The organism is Bradyrhizobium sp. Cp5.3 (genome assembly GCF_000426265.1).
GTDB lineage: Bacteria > Pseudomonadota > Alphaproteobacteria > Rhizobiales > Xanthobacteraceae > Bradyrhizobium > Bradyrhizobium neotropicale.
On record NZ_AUFA01000012.1, the window covers coordinates 96,128 to 109,496 of the forward strand.

The 13,369-nt window shown below is 66.1% G+C and carries 14 protein-coding genes and 1 pseudogene; 6 read left to right on the forward strand and 9 right to left on the reverse strand.

Annotation, left to right across the window (positions count from 1 at the left end; genetic code table 11):
* Nucleotides 1–31 precede the first annotated feature (31 nt).
* The 3 genes and pseudogenes from K289_RS0119445 to K289_RS44730 all read right to left on the reverse strand — a co-directional run bounded on the left by K289_RS0119445 (nt 32) and on the right by K289_RS44730 (nt 2,918).
* On the reverse strand, nt 32–1,453 hold the full coding sequence (locus tag K289_RS0119445) for an MFS transporter (protein WP_027553059.1): 1,422 nt from the start codon (nt 1,451–1,453) through the stop codon (nt 32–34).
* A 193-nt stretch (nt 1,454–1,646) separates the two neighbouring features.
* Nucleotides 1,647–1,874: a hypothetical protein gene (locus K289_RS0119450; protein WP_027553060.1), complete on the reverse strand. Its 228-nt coding sequence runs from the start codon at nt 1,872–1,874 to the stop codon at nt 1,647–1,649.
* Between the two features lie 89 nt (nt 1,875–1,963).
* Nucleotides 1,964–2,918, reverse strand: a pseudogene (locus K289_RS44730) (helix-turn-helix domain-containing protein).
* 205 nt (nt 2,919–3,123) lie between these two features.
* Here K289_RS44730 and K289_RS0119460 point away from each other — a divergent pair.
* The gene (locus tag K289_RS0119460; RefSeq protein WP_027553061.1) at nt 3,124–4,140 is read left to right on the forward strand and encodes a carbon-nitrogen hydrolase family protein; all 1,017 of its coding nucleotides are present in this window, start codon (nt 3,124–3,126) and stop codon (nt 4,138–4,140) included.
* Nucleotides 4,141–4,184: 44 nt separating this feature from the next.
* Here the strand turns inward: K289_RS0119460 and K289_RS0119465 are convergent, their stop codons facing one another.
* On the reverse strand, nt 4,185–4,823 hold the full coding sequence (locus K289_RS0119465; RefSeq protein ID WP_027553062.1) for an HAD family hydrolase: 639 nt from the start codon (nt 4,821–4,823) through the stop codon (nt 4,185–4,187).
* Nucleotides 4,824–4,892: 69 nt separating this feature from the next.
* The gene (locus K289_RS0119470) at nt 4,893–5,918 is read right to left on the reverse strand and encodes a TRAP transporter substrate-binding protein (RefSeq protein WP_027553063.1); all 1,026 of its coding nucleotides are present in this window, start codon (nt 5,916–5,918) and stop codon (nt 4,893–4,895) included.
* A gap of 161 nt (nt 5,919–6,079) precedes the next feature.
* On the opposite strand from K289_RS0119470, the gene K289_RS0119475 reads away from it, so the two are divergent.
* The 4 genes from K289_RS0119475 to tsaA all read left to right on the forward strand — a co-directional run bounded on the left by K289_RS0119475 (nt 6,080) and on the right by tsaA (nt 8,896).
* Complete coding sequence (locus K289_RS0119475) at nt 6,080–7,057, forward strand: lytic transglycosylase domain-containing protein (protein WP_051310681.1); 978 nt, start codon at nt 6,080–6,082, stop codon at nt 7,055–7,057.
* A 230-nt stretch (nt 7,058–7,287) separates the two neighbouring features.
* Nucleotides 7,288–8,028 (forward strand): AzlC family ABC transporter permease, encoded by a 741-nt coding sequence (locus tag K289_RS0119480; protein WP_027553065.1) that lies wholly within the window; start codon nt 7,288–7,290, stop codon nt 8,026–8,028.
* Nucleotides 8,025–8,375 carry an AzlD domain-containing protein gene (locus tag K289_RS0119485; RefSeq protein WP_027553066.1) on the forward strand — a complete coding sequence of 117 codons (351 nt, stop codon included), beginning with the start codon at nt 8,025–8,027 and terminating at the stop codon, nt 8,373–8,375. Before K289_RS0119480 ends, K289_RS0119485 begins: the two co-directional genes overlap by 4 nt.
* Before the next feature lie 29 nt (nt 8,376–8,404).
* Nucleotides 8,405–8,896 carry a tRNA (N6-threonylcarbamoyladenosine(37)-N6)-methyltransferase TrmO gene (tsaA, locus tag K289_RS0119490; RefSeq protein WP_027553067.1) on the forward strand — a complete coding sequence of 164 codons (492 nt, stop codon included), beginning with the start codon at nt 8,405–8,407 and terminating at the stop codon, nt 8,894–8,896.
* Nucleotides 8,897–8,909: 13 nt separating this feature from the next.
* Here tsaA and K289_RS0119495 read toward each other — a convergent pair whose 3' ends face one another.
* From K289_RS0119495 to K289_RS0119510, 4 genes are all read right to left on the reverse strand, one after another.
* Complete coding sequence (locus K289_RS0119495; RefSeq protein ID WP_027553068.1) at nt 8,910–9,338, reverse strand: HIT family protein; 429 nt, start codon at nt 9,336–9,338, stop codon at nt 8,910–8,912.
* Nucleotides 9,339–9,388: 50 nt separating this feature from the next.
* On the reverse strand, nt 9,389–10,630 hold the full coding sequence (locus K289_RS0119500; protein WP_027553069.1) for a GNAT family N-acetyltransferase: 1,242 nt from the start codon (nt 10,628–10,630) through the stop codon (nt 9,389–9,391).
* Nucleotides 10,631–10,908: 278 nt separating this feature from the next.
* Nucleotides 10,909–11,655 carry a glycerophosphodiester phosphodiesterase gene (locus K289_RS0119505; protein WP_027553070.1) on the reverse strand — a complete coding sequence of 249 codons (747 nt, stop codon included), beginning with the start codon at nt 11,653–11,655 and terminating at the stop codon, nt 10,909–10,911.
* A gap of 18 nt (nt 11,656–11,673) precedes the next feature.
* Nucleotides 11,674–12,141 carry a RidA family protein gene (locus K289_RS0119510; protein WP_027553071.1) on the reverse strand — a complete coding sequence of 156 codons (468 nt, stop codon included), beginning with the start codon at nt 12,139–12,141 and terminating at the stop codon, nt 11,674–11,676.
* A gap of 268 nt (nt 12,142–12,409) precedes the next feature.
* Here K289_RS0119510 and K289_RS0119515 point away from each other — a divergent pair, with 268 nt between their 5' ends.
* Nucleotides 12,410–13,255, forward strand: a complete 846-nt coding sequence (locus K289_RS0119515; protein ID WP_027553072.1) for a cell envelope integrity EipB family protein — start codon at nt 12,410–12,412, stop codon at nt 13,253–13,255.
* Nucleotides 13,256–13,369 lie beyond the last annotated feature (114 nt).

The following is a 13,369-nucleotide window of genomic DNA, read 5'->3' on the forward strand; positions in this document are numbered from 1 at the left end:
GCTGTCCGCTGTCACGGCCCGTTGGACGGCATCAATCGCCCTTCATCCGCTGCGCATCCTGCACCCGCACGTGCTCCGCGCCGCGGGCGCCGGCGGACGATAGTCTCAACATGCTCAGGACGGCGCCGCACAGGGCGAAGCCGACGCCGGTGAGGAGCGCGATCCTGGTTCCCTCAAGCGGATAGCGGCCGAGGAACAGCGCCACCAGTGCCGCGCCGGTGGTCTGGCCGAGCAGCCGCGCGGTGCCCAGCATGCCGCTGGCACCGCCTGAGCGCTCGCGCGGAGCGGCTGCGATCATGGTGCGGTTGTTGGGCGTCTGGAACAGGCCGAAGCCGAGGCCTGCGAGCGCCATCCGCCAGATCACGTCGAGCGACGTGGGCGCGGCGGGCAGGAAGGCGAGCGCGCCGAGGCCGCAGGCAAACAGCGTCAGCCCGATGCCGCCGAGCAGGCCGGCCGGATAATGCTCGACCAGACGGCCGGCAAGCGGCGCGGCAAAGGCCACCGCGATCGGCCAGGGCGTGATGAGCAGACCCATGTGCACGGCCGAATAGCCGAAGCGGCTCTGGAGGTAGAAGGGAAGCGCGACGAAGGCCAGCATCTGACCGCAGAAGGAGGCGATCGAGGTCGCAATCGACAGCGCGAAGACCGGGATGCGCAGGAGATCGACCGGCAGCAGCGGCGAGGTCATGTGGGTTTCGCGGTAGACCAGCAGCGCGCCTGCGACGAGGGCGACCGCGAACTGGAAGAGCCAGATCACGGGCGCCTCGTCATGGCCGACGCTGTCGATCGCGGCGATGCCGACGCCGAACGTGATCGCGCTGAGCCCGGCGCTCTGCCAGTCGAAGGAATGGCTTGCGGGGCTGGTATGGGGCAGGCTGCGCAAACCCAACGCGAGTGTCAGCGCGCCGAGCGGGATGTTGATGGCGAACAGCCAGGGCCAGCTTCCCACCGCGAGGATGCCGGCGGCGAGCGTCGGCCCGACTGCGGCGGAGCAGGCGACCACGAGCGCGTTGAGCCCGATGCCGCGGCCGAGCAGGCTGCGTGGATAGGTGAAGCGCACCAGCGCGGCATTCACGCTCATGATGCCGGCCGCGCCAAAACCCTGGACGATGCGCGCGATGGTCAGCAGCGGAAGCGTATGCGCCGCCGCGCAGAAGGCGGAGGCGAGGGTGAACAGTGCAAGCCCCGCCAGATAGACGCGGCGATAGCCGACGATCTCACCAAGGGACGCCAGCGGCAGCAGCGAGATCGTGATGGCGAGCTGATAGCCGTTGACGATCCAGATCGAGAAGGCCGGGCTCGCATTGAGATCAGCCGCGATCGTCGGCAGCGCCACATTGGCGATCGCGCTGTCGACGACCGCCATGATGATGCCAAGCGCGATGGTGAGGATCGCCTGATTGCGTTGTGGCTGCGGCAGGCCGTCGGCATGCTCGATCGAGGCGGACGACATGGGGGATGCGTGCTTGACGTGGGCCGTGATTCATCCCCGGATTAGGAAATTGTCAGCTCGATCGTAACCCGGCAGGACACCGTGAGTTCCTGCTCCGACCGCAGGCCTCCCGGCGCTGCGGGCATAGGTCAGGGCCAGCTTCGCTGGATGATCAGCGGAATGTCGATCGCTGCGCACTTGCTCAAGACTGGCGCTAGTCGTGCAGAAGCATGTCGTCGAACGCGGCATCGCTGACATGTTGCGAGCCGGCTGCGTTCGATGTCGCCGTCGTTGCCAAGGCGGCGGTGCAAGCGGGCACACTTTCGTGAGCCTGCCGCGGCAGCAGAAGCAGGCTCCAGCCGACCAGGACCAGCACCGCGAGCCGGATCGCGATCACGGTCAGCAACATCTCCGATCCGCTTATCGTGGAGTCGGTCTTCATGCGCGCCAGCTTGAGGCACGCGCATGGACAAGACAATCTGGAATTCCCAAGCCTTGCCTTCGTCCCTGACGAAGGCTGGCGCTGATGGCTCAGTGCCGCAACTGGCTCTGCCGGAAATCGCGCGGCGACATGCCGAAATGTTCGCGGAAGACGCGGCCGAAATGCGAGAGGTCGTTGAAACCCCAGGCGAAGGCGATCTCGCTGACGTGGCGATGGCTGAGCAGGGGCGAAGCAAGGTCTCGCCTGCATTGGGCGAGACGTTCGGCGAGGACGTAGCGCTGGAACGAGGTGTCCTCGTCGGCGAGGAGATCGTTGACATAGCGCGGCGAGATGCCGAGCGCGGCCGCGGTCTCCGACGGCGAGAGTTCGGGATCGGCGAGACGTGCGCGGATGTGCGCCTTCAGCCGGTAGAGCAGGGCCGAGCGGTGGGTCGAGGAGGGCAGTGACCTCTTGCCGAGCCGCCCGCTCAGCGCCATCGCCAGCAGGTCTACGGCCTGCTCCGAGAGGATAGCGGCGTTGCCGGGATCGATCCGGTCGGCGCTCCGGCACAGTCTGTAGATGAAGTCGTAGGAGCCGCTCCAGCGGTGCGTCGGCGCCGAACGACATCGCGGTCAGCGTCTCGCTCGCGCCGAGCCGCCGCTGCAGCATCTGTCGCGGCACCATGAAGATCGTCTGCGTGAAGGCGTGGTCGAATTTCAGCTCGTAGGGGCGCGTGGTGTCATAGAGCGCAAACTCGCCGGGATGGATTACGGTCTCGCGGCCATCCTGTACGACGCCGCCGGCGCCGCGGTCGCCGAGCGCGATCAGGATGAAATCCTGATCCGAACGCGCGATGCGGGAGGGCGTGCGGTAGACGTGCTGACGGTCGGAGCGGACCTCTGAGCATACGGCCTTGCCGAGCATGCCTCGCGTGACCGAGCCGTGAAACGCGCTGCCGAGGTCGGACTTGCAGTCGAGCCCGACGAAGACGTCGCATACGATGTCCTGCCAGAGGGCGAGGCGCCGGTGGCCGGGGCTGCCGTCCGTCGTGAACTGGATGGTCATCAGCAGGCCTCCCTTTCACATCGCCAAAACAGCATTCAGGCGCCGAGATCGACCGGCTGCAAAGTCCGGACCGCCGTTCCGGTCGAATTTTCGTGCCGTGGCGGTCGAGCGGGCGCCCTCCGGCCGTGGCCCAATAGACTGCATCGGGCGTGTGCCGTGATCAACCGGAAAGCGGCCTTGTCCAAGTGGACCATAGGAGGCGGGAATGGGCATCGAACATCCGAAATACAAGGTCGCAGTGGTGCAGGCGGCACCGGCCTGGCTCGATCTCGACGCGTCCATCGACAGGTCAATTGCGCTGATCAGGGAGGCGGCCGAAAAGGGCGCGAAGCTGATCGCGTTTCCGGAGGCCTTCATCCCCGGCTATCCCTGGCACATCTGGCTGGACTCGCCGGCCTGGGCGATCGGCCGCGGCTTCGTGCAGCGCTATTTCGACAACTCTCTATCCTATGACAGTCCGCAGGCCGAGAAGCTGCGCGATGCGGTGCGCAAGGCCGGGCTCACGGCGGTGCTTGGCCTCTCCGAGCGCGACGGCGGCAGCCTCTATCTCGCGCAATGGCTGATCGGTCCGGACGGCGAGACGATCGCAAAGCGCCGCAAGCTGCGCCCGACCCATGCCGAGCGCACGGTCTATGGCGAGGGTGACGGCAGCGACCTTGCTGTCCACGCCAGGTCCGACATCGGGCGCCTTGGCGCGCTCTGCTGCTGGGAGCATCTCCAGCCGCTGTCGAAATACGCCATGTATGCCCAGAACGAGCAGGTCCATGTTGCCGCCTGGCCGAGCTTCTCGCTTTACGATCCCTTCGCGCCGGCGCTCGGCGCCGAGGTGAACAATGCCGCCTCGCGCGTCTATGCGGTGGAGGGCTCCTGCTTCGTGCTCGCGCCTTGCGCGACCGTGTCGCAGGCGATGATCGACGAACTCTGCGACCGGCCCGACAAGCACGCGCTGCTGCATGCCGGCGGCGGCTTTGCCGCGATCTACGGGCCCGATGGCAGCCAGATCGGGGAGAAGCTTGCGCCCGATCAGGAGGGGCTTCTGATTGCCGAGATCGATCTCGGTGCCATCGGCGTTGCCAAGAACGCCGCCGATCCTGCCGGGCATTATTCGCGGCCCGATGTGACGCGGCTCCTGCTCAACAGGAAGCCGTACAAGCGCGTCGAGCAGTTCGCGCTGCCGGTCGACACCGTCGAGCCCACGGAGATCGACGCGGCGGCGAGCTGATCCGCCGCGTGCTGACGGCGGTTGCGACCGTCAGCGCCTGAGGTTCACGTCACGCAGTGGCCGAGCAATTCGGGATGCGCGGCGCAGATGTGATGCGCGCCGGCCTCCTTAAGCTCGGCTTCGCTGCCATAGCCATAGAGCACGCCGATCGCGGTCATGCCGTTGGTCCTGGCGCCGATCACGTCGTGGCTCCGGTCGCCGATCATGATCGCGCTGTTGGGATCGACCTTCGCCTCGTCGAGCGCGTAGCGGAGCAGGTCGCGCTTGTCGACCCGCGTGCCGTCGAGCTCGGAGCCGAACACGCGCTCGAAATAGGGCCGCAGGCCGAAATGATCGATGATGCGGTTGGCGTAAACCGCGGGCTTGCTGGTCGCGACGAACATGCGCGGCGTGGTCGCAGCAATGGCCCCCAGCGTCTCCTTGATGCCGTCATAAGCCTCGTTCTCGAACAGGCCGACTTCGCTGAAGCGCTCGCGGTAAAGCAGCAGCGCCCGATCGGCGAGCTCGTCGGTGCCCGTGAGCTTCTTCAGGCTGGCGTGCAGCGGCGGCCCGATGCACCAGGTCAGCTCGTCCTCGCTCGGAACAGGCGCGCCAAGCCGCTCCAGCGCGTACCGGATCGAGCGGGTGATCCCCGGCTTGGGATTGGTCAGCGTGCCGTCGAGATCGAAATAGATGGTTTGCATCCGGGCCGAGCCTGCGTTGATACCGCCCCGTTGCTAGTTGGATCGGCTCTCAAGTCAAGAGCCGAAGCGTCATTGCTGCCGGGCCCATTCGACGATCGCGGCGGCATCCGTGCCGGCCTGGGTCTCCCAGGCGGCGATCGCGCTCGTCGCCGCCTTCCGGAGCGCAGCGACAAGTGAGGGTGGCGCCGGCTCAGTGATGCGGACCCCATTGTCGCGCATCCGCGCATAGTTTTCGGAGGTGCGATTGGCGAGCAGCGCGAGCTGGCTTTGCTCGGTCTCTTCAGCCGCGGCCAATACTTCGCGCTGCATCGGTTCGGACAGCTCGGCAAATGCGTCGCTGCGGACGAACGCAATCGAAACCGGCATCGCGTAGTTGATCGCCGTGAAATGCGGCAGGAAGTCCCAGAGCTTGCGTCCCGCGCCGCCATCGCCGGAGGTGAGGAACGCGTTCAGCCGATGCTCCTTCAGGCCGGCGATCGCCGTGTCCATCGGCAGGAACTGCGCATTCGCGCCGGACGCGCGCATGACCTCGCTGGAGTTGGCATCATAGGCGCGCAAATTCAGCTTCGGCAGGTCGCCGGCGCCTTCGAGCGAACGCTCCGACCACAGCCCTGTTGCCGGCCAGATCGTCACATAAAGCAGCTTGAGGCCGCGCGCCGCCAGCGCCTTCTCATAGAGCGGGCGGGCCCGCACATTGGTGGCGCGGGCGACGTCAACGGATTGCACGAGGAAAGGCAGGGTGGACAGTCCGAGCACGGGGTTGATGCCGGAGAGGGCGCCGGCAAACGCATCGCCACCGGCGATCCGGCCATCCTGCGCGGCGCGCGGCATCTCGCCGGAGCTGATCTTGAGCTCATTGTCAAAGGCGTTGCTGACGGTCACGAAACCGTGGGTGCGCTCGGCGACGCGGCTCGCGAAGGTCGTCAGCCCGATCCCGGAAATGTTGTTCTGCGGGTATTCCGTGGTCATCCGCCAGGTGACCTGTGCCGTGGCCGGCGCGACGCTGAGCACGAACACGGCCCAGACGGCGAGGACGAGGAGGGTGCGGATCCGTTTGGCGAGGAAAAGCATTGGGAGGGGCAGACCAGGGAACATATCGGCGAAGTCTCTAACCCATGTCGCGATGCCACAGTTTGGCACAGCACGTTGTGGCACGCCGGACCGGCGTATGCCACCGATATGCTTGCCTTGCGTCGAGGCGGGTTGCATTCTTCCTCGGCCGCTGACTCCGGCTGGCAGCTCTCGGGACCGCGCGCATGCCACGTCTTTCCGCCGCGCGCAGGCCGCTGCGCATGTTGGCCGCATTGCTCCTGTCGGCGACGCAGGCGGCGGCGTGGGATTCAACTCCCGCAAAGACCAATGTCGCCGTCCCGAGCGTCGAGGAGCTTGCATGGCCGCCGGAAAAGCCGGTCAGTGCACGCGAGAGCGACACGCGGGAGTCGATCTGCCTGATCATCGAGGCGGCGGCGCGCGATGCCAATCTGCCGCTGGAATTCTTCGCCCGCGTGATCTGGCAGGAGAGCCGCTTCCAGACCGACGCGGTGGGGCCCGTGACGCGGAGCGGCGAGCGCGCGCAGGGCATCGCGCAGTTCATGCCGGGCACGGCGAGCGAACGCGGGCTGCTTGATCCCTTCAATCCGGTGCAGGCGCTGCCCAAATCGGCGGAGTTTCTCAACGAGCTGCGCAACCAGTTCGGCAATCTTGGGCTGGCCGCGGCCGCCTACAATGCCGGTCCGCGGCGGGTGCAGGAGTGGCTCGCCGGCACCGGCGGCATGCCGGAGCAGACGCGCCACTACGTCTTCGCCATCACCGGCGCGACGGTCGACGCTTGGGCCAAGGCAGGCAGCACCGGCAAGGGTCCGCCGAGCGGGCCGCCGACGAGCTGTCGCGATCTGATGGCGCTGCTCAAGCGCGCACCCAACCCCTTCGTCGCCGAGCTCGAGCAGCATGTCGAGCTTGCCGCCGCAAAAGTCTGGGGCGTGCAGCTCGCCGCCGGCTTTGACCGCAACAGGGCGCTGGCGATGTATTCCCGCGCCGTGACGCGCCTCAGCGCCGTGATCGGCAACCGCGATCCGAGCCTTCTGAGCTCGGTGATGCGCAGCCGCGGCACGCACGCCTTCTACCAGGTGCGCATCGGCGCCGATACGCGCAGCGAGGCGGACGATCTCTGCAACCGCATCCGCAAAGCGGGCGGCGCCTGTTTCGTGCTGAAGAACCGGGGCGTGACAGGGTAGGGATCTCTCCCCTCGTCATTCCGGGGCGCGACGAAGTCGCGAACCCGGAATCCATTTCACAACAGACTCTGCGGCCCAATGGATTCCGGGCTCGCGCCTAAGGGGGCGCGCCCCGGAATGACGGTGAGTATCGTCCGCCCGCATGCCAGCCCCGCCGCACGCTTCCTTGACGCGGGGCCTGCCATTGCCCGTTATGCAGGCACGATTCCTCACCCGGCCAAATCTCTCCCGTGGCACTTCCTCCGCTCGATTCACCTCAATGGCAAAGCCCCTGGCGCGCCTTTGCTTGGGGGCTGCGCTCGATCACGCAGACGATCCTCACGATCGTTCTTTTCGTGACCTATCTCGGCATCGGCGCGCTCGCCCATGACACCCATTTCAGCCTGCTCTGGGCGCTGGCCTCGACGCTGTTCGTCTGGGCGGGGCCGGCGCAGATCATTCTGATCACCACGCTCGGCTCGGGCGCGACCATCATCCAGTCCGCGATCGCTGTCACCGTCAGCGCGATCCGGCTGTTTCCGATGGTGGTCTCGGTGCTGCCGCTGATGCGCACGCCAACGACAAAACGGCGCGAGCTGATCTTCGCCGCGCATCTCACCGCCGTGACGCTGTGGGTGGAATGCCATCGCTTCCTGCCGCAGGTGCCGCGCGAGCGGCGTATCGCCTTCGTCCACGGGCTCGGCTTTGGCCTGGTCTCGGTGTGCCTCTGCGCCAACACGGTCGGATATTTCCTCGCCGCCAACCTGACGCAGACGCTGGGCGGCGCGATCCTCTTGCTGACGCCGCTGTCCTTCCTATTCTCGACCGCGCGCAACAGCCGTGAGATCGCCGACGTCGTCGCGCTCGTGCTGGGGATCGTGCTGTATCCGCTGGCGGCGAAGATGAACTCCGGCCTCGACATCCTCGTCAGCGGCGTTGCAGCCGGCACGATCGCCTATGGCGTGCATTGGTGGCGCGAGGTGCGCGCATGACCATCGTGCAGCTCATCGGTGACTGGCACGCGCTCGCCGTGCTGTTCGTCGCCGGCGTTATTCCCAACCAGATTTGGCGCATGCTGGGCCTGTGGTTCGGCGGCGGCATCGACGAGGGCTCCGAGCTGCTGGTCTGGGTGAGGGCGGTCGCGACCGCGATCCTGGCCGGCGTCATCGCCCAGATCGTGGTCGAGCCGCCGGGCGCGCTGGCGAGCGTGCCGGACGGCTTGCGCTACGGCGCGGTGGGGGCCGGCCTCGTCGCGTTCCTGCTGACCCGCCGCTCGATTTTTGCAGGCGTCGTCACCGGCGAAGTCTTCATGCTGGCCGGAAAGTGGTGGTTGGGCTAAAACCGCCGCGAACAGCAAGGAAGTGAAAAATGGTTCGCGAAAACGAGCTCCGCGAAGGCGAGGTCGCCATCGAGTTGCCGCCGACTGCGGATGCCGGCCTCGTCTTCATCGGCCGCATCCGGACGCCGTGGACCTCACGGCTGGAGACGCCGCGGCAGGGCCGTCACGACGGCCCGGTGTGCCGGCTGGAGATCTTCGAGCCCTTCGTGCCGGCGATCAAGGGCGTCGACTTCTACAGCAATCTCGAGGTGCTTTACTGGCTCGACCGCTCGCGCCGCGACATCATCCTGCAGAGCCCGAAGAACAACCAGAATACCCGTGGCACCTTCTCGCTGCGCTCGCCGGTCAGGCCCAATCCGATCGGCACCTCGATCGTCAAGCTGGTCGGCGTCGAGGGCAGCACGATCCTTGTGCGCGGGCTCGACTGCATCGACAACACGCCGCTGATCGACATCAAGCCGGATCGCTGCGAATTCACGCCGCTTGCCGCGCCGCAGCCGGGGGATTTCGAGACGGAATGACGGGCGGAAAGACCTAACCCGCCTTCAACGTCGCGATCAGCTTCGCCGCATGCTCTTCCAGCACCTTGCCGTCTTCCTTGCGGCTCGCGGGCGGCAGCAGCGCGATGCCGTCCTGGCGTGGCATCACATGCATGTGCAGGTGAAATACGACCTGTCCACCAGCAGGCTCGTTGAACTGCTGCACGGTGATGCCGTCGGCGTCGAACGCCTTCATCGCCGCTGCCGCGATCCTGTGCGCGCCGCGCGCGACATGGGCATAGTCGTCAGGCTTGATGTCGAGGATGTTGCGGGCGGGGGCTTTCGGGATGACGAGCGTATGGCCGGGCGAGCGCGGCATGATGTCGAGGAAAGCGAGCACGTGCTCGTCCTCATAGACCTTGTAACAAGGGAATTCGCCGCGCAGGATTTTCGCGAAGATGTTGTTGGGATCGTAGGCGGTCATGCGGCGGCTCCTGAAGTTGCGGCCTTACTGTCATCACGTCGGAGAAGCCGTCAAGGCGCCTCGTCCGCGCCTTTCCGGAACGGCCCGAGCTCGGCGAGCTCGCGGCCGGCTTCCGCAACATAGGCGCGTTCGCGCTTGAGGTAATCATCGATGGCGTGGCGCAGGCCGGGATCGGCGATGAAGTGGGCGGAATGGGTCGTCCGCGGCAGGTAGCCGCGCGCGATCTTGTGCTCGCCCTGCGCGCCAGCCTCGACATATGCGAGTCCGTGTTTGATCGCGAAGTCGATCGCCTGGTAGTAGCAGACCTCGAAATGCAGGAACGGATGATGTTCGACCGCGCCCCAGTTGCGGCCGAACAGCGTGTCCGAGCCGACGAAGTTGATCGCACCCGCGATCCAGCGGTGATTGCGCCGCGCCATCACCAGCAGCACATCCTCGCTCATGGTCGCGCCGATCAGCGAGAAGAACTCGCGCGTCAGGTAAGGCCGGCCCCATTTGCGCGAGCCGGTCTCCATGTAGAATTCGAAGAAGGCGTCCCAGGCGTCCTCGGTGATGTCACTGCCCCTGAGCCAGTGGATGCTGATGCCTGCGGCGAGCGCGTCGCGCCGCTCGCGCTTGATCGACTTGCGATGGCGCGAGTTCAGCGTGCTGAGGAAATCGTCGAAGGTCGCAAAGCCCTCGTTGTGCCAGTGGAACTGCTGGTCGGTTCGCTGCAGGAAACCGTGGCTTGCGAGCAGCTTCCATTCGTCCTCGCGCGCAAAGGTGACGTGCACCGAAGAGGCCTTGCTGACGCCGCACAGCGCGACCAGCCCGCTCGCCAGCGCCTCCGCGATGTGGTCGCGGTCTACGCCGTCGCGGATCAGGAGCCGCGGCCCCGTTGCCGGCGTGAAGGGAACCGAGACTTGCAGCTTCGGGTAATAGCGGCCGCCGGCGCGCTCATAGGCATCCGCCCAGCCACGGTCGAAGACGTACTCGCCCTGCGAATGCGATTTCAGATAGCAGGGTACGACGCCTGCGACGCGGCCGTCGATCTTGGCCACGAGATGCCGCGGGCCCCAGCCGGTGCGCGGCGTCGCCGAACCCGATTTCTCAACCGCCGCGAAAAACGCGTGGGAGACGAACGGGTTATAGGCGCCTCTTGAGAGGCCGGCGGAATCGCCTGGGAGGGGAGATGAGGTTCCCGGGCCAGACCCATTGCGCCGTCTGGCGGGATTGGCGCAGGCGTCCCAATCCTCTGGCGAGACTTCGCCGATGGAAGGTACGGCCTCGAGCGTGATTTCGGATGATGCCATCGTGTGTCTTGAACGGTCCCAGGCAAAGATCGTGCATCGCAGCAGCGACTTCAAGGGGGCGGGAACCGGGGTGCCGCGAAGGCACGCTCGCCATTTCGCGCAAGACCATCCAACACGTCGTCCTAGCGAAAGCCAGGACGACGTTGGGGAGACACCGTGCCCAATTGCCGTCATTGCGAGCGCAGCGAAGCAATCCAGAAATGCATCCGCGGAAGGTTACTGGATTGCTTCGTCGCAAGGGCTCCTCGCAATGACGATGGAGGAAGTGTGCCGTGCCCCTACGGCACGAACCCCTCAAAGATCATCTGGTCGGCATATTGCCCAACCCGCGTCCGCTGGTCGCGCGTGCGCACGGTCCAGCCGAGCAGGGCGCAGCCGAAGACATTCCGCGCGATCCAGGGCGCGGGTGCGGGGAGGTGGTCGACCTTGAAGGCGACGAAATGCGGCTGGGTCTGAAGGCCGTGGCGCAGGTACAGCATGCTGTCGCGCTGTTCTTGCGTCAGATAAGCCCAGTATTCGTCCTCATAGGTCCGCTGCGCGACGATGCCGCGCGGGCGCGAGGGCAACAGCTCGCGCAGCGCCAGCACCTGGTCGGGATCGAAGGACATGCCGACGGCAGGCCCCTGATAGGACGACAGCACCTCCGCCATCCGCCTCACCAGCTTGCGGTCGCCGGCAAAATGGCTCTTCACTTCGATCACCAGCGGCACGCGGCCGGCGACCATGGTGCAGAGGTCGGGCAGCGACATCATCCGCTCGGACGTATCCTTGAACGTGACGGCCTTCAGCTCCGCCGCGGTCCTCTCGATCAGCTCGCCGGTCGCCTCGGTGAGGCGGCCGAGCGCATGGTCGTGATGCACCATGGCTTCGCCGTCGGCGGTGAGCTGGATGTCGACCTCGATGGCGAAATTGCCCGCGATCGCCGCCTGCACGGCGCCCGGCATGTTCTCGACGATGCCGCGCGAAATGTCATGCAGGCCGCGATGGGCGACCGGCCGCGCTGTCAGCCAATCCGGAGCACGCACGCTGCTTGCTCCCTCAGATCAGGCGACCTCGAAGATGCCTTCGACCTCGACCGCCGCATCCGCAGGCAGCGAAGCGACGCCGACGGTGGTACGGGCGTGGCGGCCCTTGTCGCCGAACGCCGCAACCATCAGGTCGGAGGCGCCGTTCAGGACCTTCGGTCCGTCGACGAAATCCGGCGCCGAGTTGATGAAGCCGCCGAGGCGCACCACGCGCACGACCTTGTCGAGGTCGCCGAGCGCCGCCTTGACCTGGGCGAGCAGGTTGATGGCGCAGCCCCGCGCGGCCGCGGCACCGTCTTCAATGGTGACGCCGGCCCCGAGCTTGCCCTTGGCGATCAGCTTTCCGGCGGGGTCGAAGCAGACCTGCCCGGAGACGAACAGGAGGTTGCCGGTGCGCACGAACGGCACATAGTTGGCCACGGGCGTGGGCGCCTCGTGCAGCTTGATGCCCTGTTCCGCCAGTTTCTGTTCGACCGTGCCCGCCATGTTCGACCTCGATGTCCAGGAAGTGTCCGAGAATTCATCCGCCCCGGCCGCTTTCAGTTTGCGGCCGGGCCGGGCCTGTTTCGCCCATTGCGCAGCCACATGCAAGCAAGCCGGTCGGGCGGGTGGGCAGCCCGGCGGCGAACTGCATCTTGTTGAGGCGGTCCAGGAGGTTCAACGCGAGGCCGCAACTTTACGTGAAACGGCCGCAGTTGCGACGCAATGGGACGGTCATTAAAGTGTCGAATCTGCGTTTCCCCAGGGAATAGACATGGTGCACCTTTTCCGGACTTCGCTCGGTGTGATGGCGCTCGCTGCGGCCACTTTCGGCCCGGGCGGCGGGGCGCAGGCCGCGAGCGGCCCGTTTCTCGCGCATCAGGCGCTCTATGATCTGAGTCTCGCCAAATCGCGCTCCAACTCGGTCAACAGCGCGCGCGGCCGCATCCTCTACAATTTCACCGGCAACTCTTGCGAGGGCTACACCTCCGAATTCCGCCAGGTCTCCGAGCTCGACAGCGGCGAGGGCAAGGTCACGCTCAGCGATCTCCGCTCCAATTCCTGGGAGGACGCCGCGGGCAAGAGCTACCGCTTCAGGATCGAGACGCGCATGAACGAGACGGAGGCCGCAAAGGTCGACGGTTCCGCAGAGCGCGACGGCGACCATATTAACGTCAAGCTGAAGCTGCCGGCGCCAAAGAGCTTTACCCTCGACGGCAAGATCGTGTTTCCGACCGAGCAGATCCAGCGCATCATCGCCGCCGCCAAGGACGGCAAGTCGCTGCTCGAGCTCTCCGTCTATGACGGCTCCGACGATGGCCAGAAGGTCTACAACACGCTGACCGTGATCGGCCAGCCGATCCCCGCCGACCGCGCCATCTCGTCCGACCCGTCGACCACCGACGAGCACATGAAGTCGCTCAAGCGCTGGCCCGTCACCGTCAGCTATTTCGACCGCGACGTGCAGCAGAAGGAAGGCGAGCAGACGCCGGTCTATGCGATGTCGTTCGAGCTCTACGAAAACGGCGTCTCCCGTCAGCTCGTGCTCGATTACAACGATTTTGTGATCTCCGGCGCGCTCGGCAAGTTCGACGTGAAGGACAGCAAGCCCTGTAATTGAGGGCGAAGTTCCGTCGCGCTGGCACATTCCAGCAGTGAGAAATAAGGGCGCGGCCTCGGCGAGACCGCGCCCTCGATATTTCGGAGCTAGCGGAGCCGGGGCCCCGCCGCCCGT